The organism is Bradyrhizobium sp. CCGUVB23 (assembly GCF_024199885.1).
Taxonomy (GTDB): Bacteria; Pseudomonadota; Alphaproteobacteria; order Rhizobiales; family Xanthobacteraceae; genus Bradyrhizobium.
In genome coordinates, this window is the sequence record NZ_JANADQ010000001.1 from 699730 (window position 1) to 715405 (window position 15676).

Annotated in this window: 12 protein-coding genes; 11 read left to right on the forward strand and 1 reads right to left on the reverse strand. The window is 60.2% G+C overall.

What is annotated here, in order from left to right; genetic code table 11:
• Positions 1–10 precede the first annotated feature (10 nt).
• The 7 genes from NLN62_RS03030 (at position 11) to NLN62_RS03060 (ending at position 8557) form a co-directional block, all read left to right on the forward strand.
• Positions 11–1420: an aldehyde dehydrogenase family protein gene (locus NLN62_RS03030; protein ID WP_254107322.1), complete on the forward strand. Its 1410-nt coding sequence runs from the start codon at positions 11–13 to the stop codon at positions 1418–1420.
• Positions 1421–1422: 2 nt separating this feature from the next.
• Positions 1423–2256 (forward strand): ethanolamine utilization protein EutJ, encoded by an 834-nt coding sequence (gene eutJ, locus NLN62_RS53245; RefSeq protein WP_371932903.1) that lies wholly within the window; start codon positions 1423–1425, stop codon positions 2254–2256.
• Between the two features lie 4 nt (positions 2257–2260).
• Positions 2261–2878, forward strand: coding sequence for a BMC domain-containing protein (locus NLN62_RS03040; RefSeq protein ID WP_254107326.1), 618 nt, complete (start codon positions 2261–2263; stop codon positions 2876–2878).
• A 290-nt stretch (positions 2879–3168) separates the two neighbouring features.
• A complete protein-coding gene (locus tag NLN62_RS03045) occupies positions 3169–4134 on the forward strand; it encodes a malate dehydrogenase (protein WP_051390139.1) in 966 nt (321 codons plus the stop codon).
• Positions 4135–4219: 85 nt separating this feature from the next.
• Positions 4220–5179 (forward strand): alcohol dehydrogenase catalytic domain-containing protein, encoded by a 960-nt coding sequence (locus NLN62_RS03050; RefSeq protein ID WP_245288239.1) that lies wholly within the window; start codon positions 4220–4222, stop codon positions 5177–5179.
• Positions 5180–5321: 142 nt separating this feature from the next.
• On the forward strand, positions 5322–7538 hold the full coding sequence (locus NLN62_RS03055; RefSeq protein ID WP_156944768.1) for a GAF domain-containing protein: 2217 nt from the start codon (positions 5322–5324) through the stop codon (positions 7536–7538).
• 824 nt (positions 7539–8362) lie between these two features.
• A complete protein-coding gene (locus NLN62_RS03060) occupies positions 8363–8557 on the forward strand; it encodes a hypothetical protein (protein ID WP_027527146.1) in 195 nt (64 codons plus the stop codon).
• A 1128-nt stretch (positions 8558–9685) separates the two neighbouring features.
• Here the strand turns inward: NLN62_RS03060 and NLN62_RS03065 are convergent.
• A complete protein-coding gene (locus tag NLN62_RS03065) occupies positions 9686–10621 on the reverse strand; it encodes a DUF5996 family protein (protein ID WP_256575875.1) in 936 nt (311 codons plus the stop codon).
• A 384-nt stretch (positions 10622–11005) separates the two neighbouring features.
• Here NLN62_RS03065 and NLN62_RS03070 point away from each other — a divergent pair, with 384 nt between their 5' ends.
• From NLN62_RS03070 to NLN62_RS03085, 4 genes are all read left to right on the forward strand, one after another.
• Entirely contained in the window at positions 11006–12259 is a 1254-nt protein-coding gene (locus tag NLN62_RS03070) for an MFS transporter (protein WP_371932904.1), read from the forward strand.
• The gene (locus tag NLN62_RS03075) at positions 12235–12615 is read left to right on the forward strand and encodes a hypothetical protein (protein ID WP_254107329.1); all 381 of its coding nucleotides are present in this window, start codon (positions 12235–12237) and stop codon (positions 12613–12615) included. Before NLN62_RS03070 ends, NLN62_RS03075 begins: the two co-directional genes overlap by 25 nt.
• A 423-nt stretch (positions 12616–13038) precedes the next feature.
• Positions 13039–13707, forward strand: coding sequence for a DUF2760 domain-containing protein (locus NLN62_RS03080; RefSeq protein ID WP_254107330.1), 669 nt, complete (start codon positions 13039–13041; stop codon positions 13705–13707).
• Positions 13708–13824: 117 nt separating this feature from the next.
• Entirely contained in the window at positions 13825–15657 is a 1833-nt protein-coding gene (locus NLN62_RS03085; RefSeq protein WP_027527143.1) for an Hsp70 family protein, read from the forward strand.
• Positions 15658–15676 lie beyond the last annotated feature (19 nt).

Genomic DNA, 15676 nt, shown 5'->3' on the forward strand with positions numbered 1-15676 from the left:
ATGAGAAGGTGTGAGCAAGTCCATGGGCGTGGCATTGGATCTTGATTCCGACTTGGCAGGTTTGGCGGACGCGCGGAGCAAGGCGCGTGAAGCACGCTTGGCCTTCCAGGCATTTTCTGGCGCGGACCAGGAAAAAGTCGACAACATCGTTCGGGCGATGGCGGATGCGGGCACCGCGGCCGCCAAAGAGCTCGCCCGAATGGCTGTCGATGAGACCGGGTTTGGGGTTTACGAGGATAAGATTCTCAAGAACCTCTACAATACCAAGTTCGTCGCCGCATCGATGCTGCCGATGCGGACCGTCGGAGTATTGTGGGTGGACGAAGTCAACCGTATGACCGCCGTCGGTTCTCCGATGGGGGTGATCGCGGCCATTATTCCGGTCACCAACCCAACTTCGACCGTCCTTTTCAAGTGTCTGGCCGCCGTCAAGTCAGGAAACGCGATTATTTGCGCTCCACATCCTCGCGCCGTCAAGTGCTGCATCCGTACCGCGGAAATCATGGCCGAAGCCGCAGTCAAGGCCGGCGCGCCTACGGGTCTGATCTCCTGTCTTTCCCTTCCAACGATCCAGTCTACCGGCGAATTGATGCGGCACCCGGATGTTTCGGTGGTGCTGGCGACCGGGGGGCCGGGAATGGTGCGCGCCGCGTATTCGAGCGGCAAACCGACATTCGCCGTCGGCGCCGGCAATGTGCCGGTCTACATTCATCGCTCAGTGAAGGACGTGAAGGAAGCCGCCCTGATGGCGATCACGTCAAAGTCCTTCGATAACGGCACGGCGTGCGTCGCCGAGCAATCGATCGTGCTCGACGAACCGATTGCCGAAGCCGGCATCGCCGCGTTCGCGGCCCAGGGAACATTTTTCCTGAGTGGACCAGATCAGAAACGGCTCGCCGATATCATCTTTACCGACAAGGGCGAGCTTAGACCTGAGGCGGTAGGTCTTTCCGCGCAAGAACTGGCTCGGCGGATCAATCTCAGCGTACCCGGTGACTGCAAGGTGCTTGGCGCCCATTTGACCGAAGTAGGCCCACAGGCGCGCCTCTCCCGCGAGATTCTAGGACCTGTGCTGTCGTTTTACCGGACCGCGGACCTTCCGGCCGGCTTCGAGCGGTGCCGGCAGATTCTTGCGTTTGGCGGAGAGGGCCACACCCTTGGTCTTCATTGCGAGGACGATCGGGTCATCGCCACTCTGGCGGCCCTCCCGGCCGGTCGCATCGTAATCAACACGCCAACGCTGTTCGGCGGAATGGGCTATAGCTGCGCGACCGACCCGTCTTTCATGCTCGGAACGGGTACCTGGAGCGGCTCGATCGTCTCTGACAACGTGACCCCGCTCCATCTCATCAACATCAAGCGTATCGCTCACGAAGTGCGACCCTGGCGCTCGCTCTATCAAGCGAACATGGGGCTGTGAGCATGCTCGCGCGCACGAGATCACCTAAGTCAACTGTCAGTCAGGAAGTGACTGCGTTTCTCGAAACGGCGGCTGCGACATTTCGCAGTTCGACTTGCTCGTCAGAGTTGCCCCTGTCGTTTGGTGTTGATCTCGGAACGGCGACGATCGTTCTGACGGCTGTAGACGGGCAAGGGCGCCCCGTCTACTGGGACTGCCTCCCCTGCCAGGCCGTGCGCGATGGCGTTGTCGTCAATTTCGCGGACGCGGTCACTGCTGTCAGGCAGCTCAAAGCTACGGCAACGTCCGTTCTGGAACGAGAAATTGCTGCAGCGGCGACCGCGTTTCCTCCAGGAGTACCTCAGGCCGAAGCGAGAGCCTGTCGCTACGTCCTGGAAAATGCGGGCATTAGGTGCCGCCAGTTGGTCGATGAGGTCACTGCGGCCCAGGCTTTGCTTCGACTGCACGACGGCGTGATCGTCGATGTCGGTGGCGGTTCGACGGGCGTCGGCGTCGTATCGAACGGCATCATCATTGCGCTCGATGACGAGCCCGGCGGCGGCCATCATCTGGATCTGATCCTGGCGGGCGCCTTGAGGATTCCCGTGGAGGAAGCCGAGGAACGAAAGCGCCGAGGCGATCAGGATTACTCTCACATCCTCCGTCCCGGTATCGAGCGGATCGCAAGCTCCATCGTTCGCCAGATCAGAAACCATGCCGTTGAATCCATCCACCTCGTCGGGGGTGCCGTCCGGGTTTCTCACGCGGCCGCAATCGTCGCCGGCTTCAGTGGAATTCAGACCTGGGCCTACCCGCACTCGGAACTCGTAACCCCCTTCGGAATCGCAATGAGCTGACCCCATGGATTTCCAACTCCGCACCTATGCTTTCATCGACAGCATGCAGCCTCAAGCTGCCGCGCATGTCGCCTCCACGTGTCAGGGAGACGTCCCGGTCGCTGGTATGTCCGAACTTTTTATTGAAGTGGCTCCCGGAAACGAGATCTTTCGCTGCGCGGACATCGCGTTGAAGGCGGCGGATGTCCGGCCGGCCCTTCAGATCATCGAACGCGAATTTGGTCTTCTGGAAATCCACTCCCGCACACAATCAGAGGTGCTGGCCGCTGGCCAAGCCGTCCTGGACTATCTTGGCCTCAAGGAAGAAGACCGTGTGCGACCGACGATCGCCTCATCGCAATTCGTCACCAATGTAAATCCGTATCAGGCGCAGCTCATCAATAAGTGGCGCAAGGGCAATCTGCTGCTGCCGAGGTCCAGCCTGTTCGTGCTCGAAGCAACGCCAGCGGCTTACGTGACACTCGCAGGCAACGAAGCGGAAAAGGCTGCCAATATCAGCTTAATCGAAGTTCGTGCGGTCGGCCGGTTTGGCCGACTATTCATCTCTGGCACCGAGAGCGAAGTCGAAGCTGCTGCGAAGGCTGCTGTCGCGTCGCTCGAGGAGTTGGGAGGCAAGGCATGAGCGTCGTCTCCGTTGCGGACGTCCAAAATGCGAATGGAGTCCTCGTCATCGGGGCGAGAGACATTCTGACGCCGCTCGCGGCCGATCGCGCCAAGGAGTTGAACGTCCGGATCGAACGGTCCGGATCGACGAAGGAAACGGCACCGCCTGCTGCACCCGCTTTGCGAGCGATAGTTCAAGCACCAGCCAAGCCCACGCCCGGAAGAAAATTGTCGGCTGGCGCCAGCTCGGTTCAACCCGGAGCGCTGTCGGGCGCCCTCTACCGTCGTGGCGCACCGGTCCCTCCGAAGATGCGGGTTCTAGGAGAGTCGGAAACCAAAACTCGTGATGATCGACCGCGGGCAGCGGTCATCGGCGCGGGTCACGTCGGCGCCATGACGGCTCTCCGTCTCGCTGAAACGTCGCTTTTCTCGCGGGTCACGCTTGTCGACATCATTCCCGGACTTGCTGCCGGGCTTGCGCTCGACATGTGGCACAGCGCTTCGCTCCGCGGATTTACGACCAAGATCGAAGGAAGCACCGACCTGTCGGCGCTTGAGGGCGCAAGCTACATCATCATGACGGCCGGCCGGCCGCGCCAGCCGGGCATGAGCCGAACCGACCTGACCGGCGTGAACGCGGAAATCGTCAGCGGCGTTGCCGACGGGATCCGCCGCTATGCCCCCAATTCGGTGGCAATCGTCGTGACCAACCCGCTTGAGGAGATGACCCATCTGATGGCGAGGCGAACGGGGTTTCCCTCCAACCGGATTATTGGAATGGCGGGCGTGCTCGACAGCGCTCGCTTCTGCTCGCTGATCGCACTGGAAGGTATCGCCCGACCACAGGATGTCAGCGCGATCGCACTCGGGAGCCATGGCACGGAGATGGTGATCCCATTGAGTCTCGCAACCGTCCGCGGTCGGCCACTGGAGGAATTGATCGCAAAAGACCGCCTCGCCGCGATCGTGGAACGTGCGCGCGACTCCGGAGCCGAAGTCGTCAAACTCCTTCAAAAGGGAAGCGCATATTTTTCGCCAGCTGAATCGGCGGCGTCCATGGTGGCGGCCATGGTGAAAGGCGGCAGTGACCTGATCGCCGCGTGCGTGCAATCGGCAGGCGCCTACGGTGTCGAGGACACGCGAATAGGTCTGCCGGTCCGGCTAGCCACGGATGGCGTGAAGGAAATCGTAAAACTGCCGCTGCGGCCCGACGAGCAGGCCGCGCTCGCGGAAGCCGCCCGAAGCATCGCCAAACGCATTTCTGAGCTGGGATGACATGCGCGCAGTCGTCTACCAGGGATCTGGCACTGTTGCGGTAGAGGACGTACCCCCGCCCCGACTCGAGCTGCCCGGGGATGCCTTGGTTCGCGTCGAATTAGCCGGCATTTGCGGCACCGATCTGCATGTCATCGCGGGCGATTTCGCAGGCATCCGGCCGGGCGCCGTTATCGGCCACGAATTCGTGGGCGAGGTCGTGACTATCGGGAGTGCTGTGACCCGGTTCAAGGTTGGTGACAGGGTCATGGCGTCTGACTTCGCCGCCTGTGGCCATTGTCGATGTTGCGACCGAGGCGACCATTGGGAGTGCTCGGAGAGAGCCTTTTTCGGGACTGGCACTTCCTTCGGGCCGGCCTTGGCGGGGGCGCAGGCCGAGCTTGTACGGGTCCCGTACGCCGACACGACGCTCGGATTAATACCAAAAGGCTGTTCCGACGAGGCTGCGATCCTGCTCGGCGACAATTTAGCGACGGGCTGGGCCGCCGTAGAACGCAGCGCCCTCTCACCCGGTGAAATCGTTGCGGTCATCGGCGGCGGAACGGTCGGTCAGCTTGCCAGCCTGTCGGCCCAGGCTGCCGGAGCAGGCGCAGTCATCGTGGTAGAGCCGAGCGAAGCGCGGCGCGAATTCGCCCGCTCCAACGGCAGCCTCGCTGCATCACCACAAGAGGCTCGCGCCTTGATCACCCGCCTGACCGACGGAGAAGGCGCCGATGTTATCATTGAGGCCGTAGGGAGTGCCTCCGCCCTGACGGCCGCATTTGACCTGGTGCGAAAGCGTGGCCGGATCATCTCCGTAGGCGCCCATGCGGCTGAGACTTGGCCGTTTCCCTTGGCGAGAGGCTTTGCGAACGAACTCACGCTAGGGTTCGCAATTGGTGATTCCATCCGCCTCCGCTCCCGGCTCCTGTCACTCATCACAACCGGCGCTCTCGATCCAACGGTGGTAGTCGATCGCAGAATTGGGTTTGGCGACGCCTCGCAAGCCTATGCGGATCTTAAGGCTCAGAGGATCATGAAGGCCGTCATCGACCCCCGGGTCTGATTGAGATCCTCGTCCGCCATTGCCAAATTAGGCCAAGCAGAGCAAGCTCTTAGTCGATCGGCGACAATATTGCATCGCACAAGAAACGTTCGTGCCCATAAGAACAAAAGCGGTGTACCTCGTGCCGGCGGGAGAAAGCTCGATGAGTAGGACCGCACTGCTGGCGCAGAAAGGAATGCTTGAGGGACATCCGGACTTTGCGCCCGAGCTATTGAGAGAATCGATTGTCACGCTCGCCAATGCGGCTGATCGCGGACCACAGACGCTCTTTGCCGAAGCTCGCATCTTGTTTCGCAAATTTCTTTCTGCTCGCGAGGTTCGGCTGCTCGTTCGTTCGGCAGGTGCTTGGCGCGAATGGGAAAAGCTCAACGATGGCGCCGATGAAGCCCTGATCGAAAGTCTTCCAGATGCGTTGGCTGACATAATCCAGTTCGATGACTCGATCTTCGTTCCGGTCCAGGTCGGCAGCGTCGCCCTTCTCGTCGAAGGAGTGACCGATTCTGGCCCACTGCGCGACAATGTCGCGACCTTATCCCAAGTGTTCAGGCTCGCGATTGCGTCGAGCGAGACCCACTGCGGCAATCCTGACAAACTTGAAGCTATCCGCGTCTTTCAGCGCGTAGCGAACAAGATCCTAAAGAGCCGCAATCTTCAGGAGATTTTTCTTCAGATAACCCACGAAGCAAAGGCACGACTTTCCGCCGACATCTGCGGCATCATGCTTCTCGAGGAAGATGCATTGGTGATGAAGCGCTGTACCGGCAATCTGGCAGCCGAGACGGCCAGCCTTCGCATGAAGTCCGGACAGGGCGTCGGCGGCCGCGTCCTCGAAACACGCAAGCCATGCTCGATAGAAGACTACGTTCAAAGCGAGATCATCAGCCGTGACTTCATGAGCCTAGCGCGGGCCGAACGCGTCCGTTCCGCTCTAGCGGTACCGCTTATGTCCCAGGAACAGGTGATTGGCGTCCTCGAGGTTTGGCGGCGCAAGCCGTCGACGTTTACACCTCAACACATGGCGGAACTCGCTACACTCGCCAATCTAGCGTCTCTTGCGATCGAGAACGCTGCCCTGCTTGACGCGCGCGAATTGGCCGCTCAGAAGCTGGAAGACGCCCATACCAAACTCCAGCAGCGGTATAACGTCATCCGCAATTCCGCAGCTCTGCAGGAAAGCCTTATCTCCACCCTTCTAGATGGCGGCGGGCTGTCCGAAATTGCGCAATGCGCACACCAACATCTTCGAACTGCTGTTATTGTTCTGGACAAACACTTGGATGTGCAGGCTTGCCATCCCAGAACGGCAGCCACAGACGGAGTTCTCCACACCATTCGGATCGGGATTTCGCAAAATCGGGGTTCTGAAACCCGATATAGAACGATATCTGCCGGGAAACTGCGCTTCGCCTTTCAGAGCATAACGGCAGGATCGGAACAGCTGGGCTGGGCGATCATGCTCGATCCGGAAATCGAGAACGAGAGCGCACAGCTCGCTATTACAGAACTGTGCGTTACCGCCGCGCTTCATCAAACCAAGGAAAGAGCGGCGGCACGTGCACTTAGCGACAAGCTTGCGACGTTGACTTGGGATCTCTTGGAAGGAGCCGACCACCTTCGGCAGCTGGCTCTTCAACGGGCCATAGAACTGGATGCTGAAATTCCCGCTGAATATTGTGTAGCCGTCTGTCGTATCGACGGTCTCGACAAACCTGACAACTCAAATGTCCTAACCGGCGGAGAGATCGAAAGCCGCCGCCGCTCCGTCGCCGAAGCGCCAAATCACTTACCGATGCGCAACATCGCTAAGCTGTCGGGATTGCGCGGAAACGAACTCGCTATCGTTATTTCGACTTGCGACGGCGCGCGGCCTAGAGATTTCGTCCAGAGCCTCGTGGCCGAAATCATGCGACGTGTTCCCGGCTCACTCGTGTACGTGGGTTTAAGCCGACCTTGCTCCGATCCGATGCTCATGCCTGCAGCATGGAAGGATTCTCATATTGCGTTGGATGTCGCTCGTCAGAGTCGGAGGACCAGCGTTGTCGGTTTCGATGAAGTCGGAGTCGCCGGGCTTCTAATGGGCATCCGTGACGGCACCGACTTTCGCGAGTTCGCAAAAGAGACTTTGGGAAAACTCTTGGAGGAGAGGAGTCCACAACGCGAAATCCTTTTGCAGACTTTGCGGGCTTTCTTTTCGTGCAATTGTTCCCAGCAAGCTGCGGCAAAAGAACTTCGCACCCACCAGAAAACCGTCGCTTACCGGCTCGACAAGATCGAGCGAATGACGGGCCTTCGGCTTGCCGCAAACGAGCAGCGCGTTCTTCTCTATCTTGCTCTGCAAATGAACGATCTGATCGCGTAGTCCGGACAGATCTTCAGCATACACATCCGATACCCGGCGCGCCGGCAATGACCGGCGGATCCGCAGAGAGATCGTGCGCGCGACGCTTCCTGTTCCCGGCATGCGCATGTTTTATCACGTTCAATCGCAATAAGATCTGCCGCCACTCTCAGAATGCGCTCCACTTTGTCCATTGTGTTGAAATGGGCGGTTCACACGCGCCACTCCGCGCAAACAGTGAGCCCCTTCGGCAACTAAAAGCCGGCCTCTACTCTGCCTAGGGCTTCCGAGTGCGCAGGCCCTTGCCGTTTCGGCTCCATCGCTAGAACTTACTGGTGAGTAAAGCGCGCAAGGCGCCAAATCCTCACGCATAGATTACAAGTGCAGCCCGCGCGCCGGCTACCCAAGCGCAAATCCGCATGCCATGTGACACAGCAAGCCTGTTGTTGACTTGACCAACGCGCGCGCTCGCCTTCTGCGATCAGATGCGCGCAGAATGGAGAAGGTCTTGATAACGTCGAATTATCGGAGCACTGCTGATTTTTGCGAGCATTGTGGCACTGATTGCCGCATACAGATTTCTGACGCGTAACACCGCCCGCGGATTGCGTGCGACGTCCGCTTTTCTCCCGATAGCGACCAAAAAGCGGACATTGCGCACCTCGCATTTGGGCCGAAGGCGGGAAGTGATCCCAACTCGCGGCGCCGCGAAACGGCGATCGTGTGACACATCGAGAATGGCTCAGTTAAGCCACTTCCCTGCTTGAGGGGAGTGGCCGCGGCGCCGGTCCCTCCCCATTTTGGCTGCAGGGGACGAGCACGTCCTCTGCCATCGGAGACGGGCAATGACCATAAGAACCTTTTGCACACTTGCCGCCGCCATCTTTGCCCTAATCGCACTTCTACAGTTGATCCGTATTGTGATGGGGTGGTCCGTCACCTTGAATGGCGTCGATGTGCCGTTCTGGGCGAGCTGGATTACCGTCATCGTGGCGGGCGCCTTGAGCTTCGTCGGCTTCCGCGCAGCCGTGCGCAGCTAAAGGCTGGCAGAGCCCGAGCCACTTCCCTACACGCGGGCGTCGAGCCGTCGTGCTCTACCGCGACGGCGGTTTAGTGTGATATGTTTTTGTGCCGACGCGTGTCGATCTCGACCGCCAGCTTCGGCTGCGCAAGCTTCTTGGGAAAGCCCCACAGCTGACCGCCGGTCACTCGTTTAATCCGGGTGATCGGCGGTGAGCGTTGGTAGTCAGCCAGAGGCCCCGACCGGATTGTTTGCCCTCACCCAACGGCAGCCGGCCAGTAACTGATAAGATTTCAACGAAATCCTTATCAGTCCACCGACTGACTCCGTTTCGTATGAAACCTTATCAGTTCGCGAACTGACTCCGTTTCGCATGTTAGCTTCGCAATTGGACTGCCAGATCTTCGAGACAGTGCTTCAGCAGGATTCATTGAACCATTCTCGCTGGAGGGAGAGAATCTGTAGAAAAACTTGCTCGACCCGCTGCATCTCAGGTTGTCTCGGTAGAGAGATCGCGCTGGACTTCTTCGGTCATCCCCGGCACGTTGAGCCGGAGCGGGATCGAGCCGAAAGGCGACCTCGGCATAAGTGGTTTAGGCTCAATGCCGAGGCGAGGTGCTCGGCGGTAATGAGCGCGCCAAACGAATCGAGTCTAACGACCACTGCTTACACCATTGCCGTGGCACCGCTGAGGGGTTTGGCCCCGCAAAATTCCACGGCCGACCTATGGAGTACTGCGAGACGTCGAACTCGAACGAGTGCCTCCAAGTGGCGGATCCCGAGGGTGCCCCGCCAAAACCCAGACCAGTGCGACGATCGTCACTATCGCGGCGAGCACCGCGAGCGAATGGCGCACGAACTTCGAGGCTGCGATCGCCATCACCAACAGTAAGATAAAGGCCGTCCAGGTCATGCCACTTGGTTTATTGGCGCTATAGGTGCTTTCGCGAGCGCGCCTTTTTCAACACAATCACCTCAAAACCAGACAGCGAAGCCATCTGGTTGCAGGTCAGCGAACCAGAAGCCGACATGGCGACCAAGCTATTCAACCACCTCGTCGACGCGAGCGATCAAGTTTGCCGGTAATTCAGAGTTTATCGATTTCGCTGTCTTCAAGTTGAACATCAGCTGTGGGACCTTGGGCCCCTCAACTCAATGGCCGCGGTCGGCGGGCTACGCCGGTGGGACAATCGAGGGCCCTACGATCCCAATGCCCGAGGTCGGCTGCGGCCAGATATGTGCTCTCCAGGAAGGCCATCAGCGCTACCTCCGGGTCAGCTGATTGTCTCACCACATCGTAAGGCAGGAGAAATTCCCCGAGCTTCCGGTCGAAGTAGGCTCCATCGGGCATCACTTTCGCGTCCGCAAGATCTGCAGGAGCGGGATAGGCATAGGAGTAAAAGGCCGCAAAGTCCGTGCCGCCGCCGCCCGGCCAAAAACCTGCCGACGAGACTTCATGACTGTATGCCTCGCGGGTCACCTCGTCCGGCAAAGAAGGAATGCCACCCGGATGGAGGGGCGCGGGGCGTCCGGAGAAGCGCGTGACCGCTAGATCAAAGCTGCCCCAAAAGAGATGAACGGGACTAGCCTTTCCGATGAAACCGGTTCGAAATCGGGTGAATACATTGTTGGCGAGCACGAGCGCCTCGAAGAACCTTGTCACGGCTGCAGCATCGTAGGGCCTCGTTTGCCGATCATCGCGAAATGAGATGGGGGCTGGCACCTCGCTGGGTCGGTCGTGAAGCTCCGGCGTGCCCCCAATACGCCGAACGAGTTCGAGAAAATATGCATAGAAGTCAGCCACAGACATCGGTCCTAACGGAAGCTCAGTCGTGCGCCCGTCTGCTGCTTCTCCGATGACGGCATGTTTCCGGAGATCGAGGGTGATCTCAATGCCAGCCCCGTCCGGTACCAACGAAGTCGTCAACCCACGTGCGTTAACGTAGAGGGTCGCGTGCCAGGAATGGTTGAGCCAAGGCGTTCGTGCAAGTCGGTACTTACCCACAACCTGCGAATACATATGGAGCGCGGAACATGTCTCGCGCCAGTTCTCGAACGGGATGTCTGGCCAATTTGCGTTCACAGTGCTTCCTCCAACTAAGCTTCATCCGGGTGGTCACAGCACGGAGATGATGTTAGGCGAGGTCCATTCGGCGCTCAAAGCTAGACGATGAAACGCGAGTAGATCTAGTCTGCCATTGTGACGCCATAATGCGCAACTTCGCACCGAAGACAGAGCCTGGTTTTGGGCCTACCCGACGTGCTCAGCATATCCATCGGACCGAGAGCGGGCGCTTGTGGCGCAAAGCGGTCATTCGCCAAAGTCCCATTGTCGGCTTTGGACTTGGGACGCGCCTAGTCGTCGGGCGCGTCCCTAGCCATAGCGCACTGCCAGGCTTGGAACTAACGGGTTGGCGCGAGCCTATTCCGGTTTGTCACTAGATCAAGACGCGGCGACGGGCGAGTATTGCTAACTGTATACGCAAGGCGCACCCCCACCGGCGGCAACCGTCTTTCTCGAGCATCCAATGGTTGGATTCACACGGCCGCCTGCGACGCGGGGATCATCCAGGCGACAACCTGTTTTGACCGGGCTCTGTCGCAAAGATGCAAGTGGCTGACGCTGGCGGCGACCATAGTCGGGTCGAGCATGGCGTTCCTCGACGGGTCGGTAGTGAACATCGCGCTACCCGCAATCCAACAGGCGTTACATTCGGATGCGGCAGCAACACAGTGGATCGTCAACGCCTATATGCTGTTGCTGGGTGCGCTCGTGCTGATCGGTGGCTCCGCCGCCGACCTCTATGGTCGACGCCGGATTTTTGTTCTGGGCGTTACGGTCTTCACCGCTGCCTCCGTCGCCTGCGGGCTCTCGCCAAACATTGCGGCCCTCACCGTCAGCCGCGCGGTTCAAGGGTTTGGCGCCGCCCTGTTAACGCCGGCCAGTCTGGCAATGTTAGGAGCGAGCTTCGACGAGCACGAGCGGAGCCAGGCAATCGGGATATGGGCAGGCGCAGGTGCACTGATGTTGGCAGCAGGCCCGCCGCTGGGTGGCTGGCTGGTCGATCAGGTCTCATGGCGGGCGATCTTCCTGCTAAACGTCCCGCTCGCGATTGCCGCGGCCGGACTTGCGCTTCGCTTCGCCAGCGAGAGCAGCGATCCGCACGCGAAGCAACTCGACTGGAGCGGCGACGTCACAGTCGCGATTGGCCTCGCTACGATCACGTTGGGTCTCAGTGCCATTCCGACGGCGGGATTTCGCGACAAAACAGTGCTGGCCGCCCTCGGAATGGGAACTGCATTCCTTGCTTTATTCGTCGCGATCGAAGCCCGACTCCATGAATGGGCGATGATGCCGCTGTCGCTCTACCGATCACGGAGCTTTTCCGCAACGAATGCGCTGACGCTGTTACTCTACTTCGCGCTCGGTGGCGCTCTCTATTATCTACCGTTCGGCTTGATCCGGCTCGGCGGCTACTCCGCGACACAAGCTGGAGCGGCATTGCTGCCTTTTGCCCTGATCATGAGTTTCGGCGCATCCTTCGCAGGCACTCTGACCGACCGTTTGGGGCCGCGGTCGCTGCTCACGATGGGCCCATCATCGCGGCCTGCGGCTTGGCGATGCTTGCCGTTGTCGATCTCAGGCAACCTTTTTGGGTCGGAGTGTTTCCGTCGATCTTCCTGCTGGGCACCGGCATGTCGATCACGGTTCCGCCGCTAACGTCAACAGTGATGGCTGCCGCCGGCAACGTCCACGCCGGTATTGCTTCCGGCGTCAACAACGCGGTCGCGCGAATAGCCGGCCTGCTCGCGGTCGCAGCGCTCGGGGCAACGTTGTTTGCAAGCTTTTCATATCATCTTGTCGGACCAACGCCCCCGCAAGCGAACGAAGCCCTGAATGCCGTTATGTCCGGACAGTCCGGCATTCATGAAGAGGTGGTTGCCGCATTTGAACGCGCGCTGCGCACGATCATGCTTGTGACCGCGAGTTGCAGCGCACTTGCCGGCCTCGTTGGCTGGCTGTGGACCGAGCCGAACGGGACCGCCACTTCAGGAATAGCCCGGCAACATTCATAAGGATGCCGATCGTCGGGACGTTCCATACGAGCGAACGAGCTAACGGCAAGTCCGCCATATGAAGGATTGCATGGACGACGCGCCCCCGGCGCGTGCACATCCGGGTGGTTTGCCCGACAGGCAAGGTTCGCAGAGTGGCTTGGGGCGCGTACTCATAAAAGGCCCTTACCGGACGCTCGATAAGGCGGTGTCCGCTTTGCCACCAAAATCGGCATTGGCGGAGGACGAAGGCACGTCAGCGCAGGGCCAAATCCCGACTCATGCACCGCAGCAAAGTGTGATTTGCTTACCTCTCGATGGTTGTGGAAACCTAACCGGGTCCGCGCCCGCGCTTTACAGCGGGCAAGGTTTGCCCGCTCTGCTGACGCGGCGAGATCGGGCCTGACCTGTTCCAGGCGGCGTGCCGCATAGGCCTTGAGGGACATGCGTCAATCAACGCTGATGCGGGTCAAAAGGGAGCTGCGGCTAAACATGCATGCGATGAAAGCGATCGCCATTATAGTGGTCCTGCTCCTGGTCGTGGTGAACGCTCTGGAATTGCTGCCGGCAGCGAGCGCATTCCAAAGGTATCTATCGGGTGGGGCGGTGGCGCTAAGCCTTGTCGCGCTGATAGCGATCCTGGTCGGGCGCGGCCCGTCACGGGATAACCGAAGTGCTGGCGCTGAGGCGGCCCGACCGATGCCTGTTACGACTCGCGCAAACCAGGCAGACGCCGAGATCGTCAGCTTTTTGGCGACGCTGCAGGCAAGGGGCCGGCTGGTTGATTTCCTGATGGAGGACATCAACGCGCATGATGACGCACAGGTTGGGGCAGCCGCGCGCGTGGTCCATGCCGGATGCAAGACCGCCCTGCTGGAGCACTTCCGAATCTCCCCCGTGCGCGCAGAGAGCGAGGGATCGACGGTGCAGGTCGCCGCTGGCTATTCGCCGGACGAGTACCGACTGCTGGGCAAGATCAGCGGCCCGGCGCCGTTCTCGGGAGTGCTTGTCCACCACGGCTGGAAAACGGATGCGGTGAATCTACCGCGCGTTTTGTGGAGTTCGACTGATCGACTTCCAGCAATCGCTCCGGCGGAGGTGGAACTGAGATAAGCGGGCTCGCATCGGCCGGCTGCCGGGCGCCCGAGTCGGATCACGTACAACCGGTGCTTTCCATCACGCGCGGCTATTGACGCGAATTGACAGCACGACAACCAGGACACCCCCTTCATGAGCGCTCGTTTCAGTCTTGCTATCGACCTCGGCACGAGCAACAGCGCAATCGCGATCGCCGATCTCGAGAGTGGTGAGACCAGGATTATCGAAATCGCGCAGACCGTAGGGCCGAATCAAATCGGCGAGATGCTTACACTGCCGTCCGCCGTTTATATTCCGCACTCCGAGGAGTTCCCGGAGAGTTCTTTTCCTCTGCCCTGGAATGATGCCGGGGAGCGCGTGATCATTGGCCAGTTCGCGCGCGAGCGGGGGGCGCTCGTGCCTGATCGCGTTGTGACCTCCGCCAAATCCTGGCTGTCCAACCCGCATATCGACCCGAAGCAGCAGATTCTGCCCTGGCGATCCGACATCGCGGAAGAGAAGCTCTCGCCACTCGAATGCTCGCGCCATTACCTCCAACATCTCAGGGAGGCGGTCCTACATACCGAGCGGGCGCAGGGCCGGGATTGGGACCTCGCGGAAGGCGAGATCGTTGTAACCGTTCCTGCCTCGTTCGATGAGGTCGCAAGAAGCCTCACTGCCGAGGCTGCCAAGGCTGCGGGCCTTGAGGACGTCACATTGCTGGAGGAGCCGCAGGCTGCATTCTACGCCTGGATGGCGCAGACGGGCAGAGATTGGCGAAAACTGATTGCTGATGGCGACATCGTGCTGGTCTGCGATGTGGGTGGTGGGACAGCGGATTTTAGCTTGATCGCGGTCACAGATGTCGAAGGGCGGCTGGAGCTTGAGCGTGTCAGCGTCGGCGAGCACATTCTGCTAGGTGGCGACAATATGGATTTGGCGCTCGCGTATGCGCTGAACGCTAAGCTTGAGGCCGCGGGCAAACGGCTGGATTCCTGGCAGCTCCTGGCGCTCGTGCATGCCGCCTCCAAAGCCAAGATCGTGCTGTTTGATGATGCCGGGCTGGCGCAGGCGCCGATCGCGGTCCCGTCGCGCGGCTCCAGCCTGCTTGCCAAAACTGTCTCAACGACTCTCGATCGCGAGACACTGGAGCAAGTTGTCGTCGACGGTTTTTTCGCTAGAACCAGTGTCGACGACCTGCCGCGCGAGAGCCGCATGACAGGGCTGCAGGAATTCGGTTTGCCCTATGCTTCCGACCCCGTCGTCAGCAAGCATATCGCCCAGTTTCTCGCTCGGAGTCTGCAGAACGTGAAGGCAAGCGAAAAGCTTGCCGCTCTGGTGGAGGTTTCGGCTGGCGCGCAGGTGCTGATGCCGACCGCGGTCTTGTTCAATGGGGGCGTTTTCAAGGCCGCGCCAATCCGTACCCGGGTGCTTGAGCTGCTGGCGTCCTGGAATGGGGGCCGGCCAGTCCGCGAATTGGAGGGTTTCGAACCAGACCTCGCCGTCGCACGCGGCGGCGCGATCTACGGACGCCACCGCGCCACTGGCAAGGGCGTGCGCATTAAGGCCGGCGCGGCGCGTTCCTATTACATCGGCCTGGAAACGTCGATGCCCGCTGTTCCGGGCTACAAGCCGCCGCTGAAGGCATTGTGTGTTGTCCCGCAGGGGATGCAGGAAGGCACGGAACTGCTGATCGAAGGACGCGAGTTCGGCCTTGTCACCGGCCGCACGGCGGAGTTTCGGTTTTTCTCCTCCTCGGTACGAAGCGGCGATACGCCGGGACAGATACTCCCCGACGCCGAGCGTGACCTTGATGACGCTGGCCTACTCGAAGTCGCGATCCCGCCCCTGGACGTCCCGATGGGGCAGGTGGTGCCGGTCCGCGTCAGTCCCGTCGTCACCGAACTTGGTATCCTTGAGCTTTGGATGAGGCACACGAACTCCGATCGCCGATGGAAGGTTGAGTTCCAGGTCCGCACGGAATAGGGGCCGAACCGCCTCTGGA

Bases quoted from the DNA above. Each gene is read 5' to 3' on its own strand.
- NLN62_RS03080 (WP_254107330.1), top strand. From the start codon at position 13,039: ATGCGTCAATCAACGCTGATGCGGGTCAAAAGGGAGCTGCGGCTAAAC.
- NLN62_RS03060 (WP_027527146.1), top strand. From the start codon at position 8,363: ATGACCATAAGAACCTTTTGCACACTTGCCGCCGCCATCTTTGCCCTA.
- eutJ (WP_371932903.1), top strand. From the start codon at position 1,423: ATGCTCGCGCGCACGAGATCACCTAAGTCAACTGTCAGTCAGGAAGTG.
- NLN62_RS03045 (WP_051390139.1), top strand. From the start codon at position 3,169: ATGCGGGTTCTAGGAGAGTCGGAAACCAAAACTCGTGATGATCGACCG.
- NLN62_RS03085 (WP_027527143.1), top strand. From the start codon at position 13,825: ATGAGCGCTCGTTTCAGTCTTGCTATCGACCTCGGCACGAGCAACAGC.
- NLN62_RS03040 (WP_254107326.1), top strand. From the start codon at position 2,261: ATGGATTTCCAACTCCGCACCTATGCTTTCATCGACAGCATGCAGCCT.
- NLN62_RS03055 (WP_156944768.1), top strand. From the start codon at position 5,322: ATGAGTAGGACCGCACTGCTGGCGCAGAAAGGAATGCTTGAGGGACAT.
- NLN62_RS03075 (WP_254107329.1), top strand. From the start codon at position 12,235: ATGTCGATCACGGTTCCGCCGCTAACGTCAACAGTGATGGCTGCCGCC.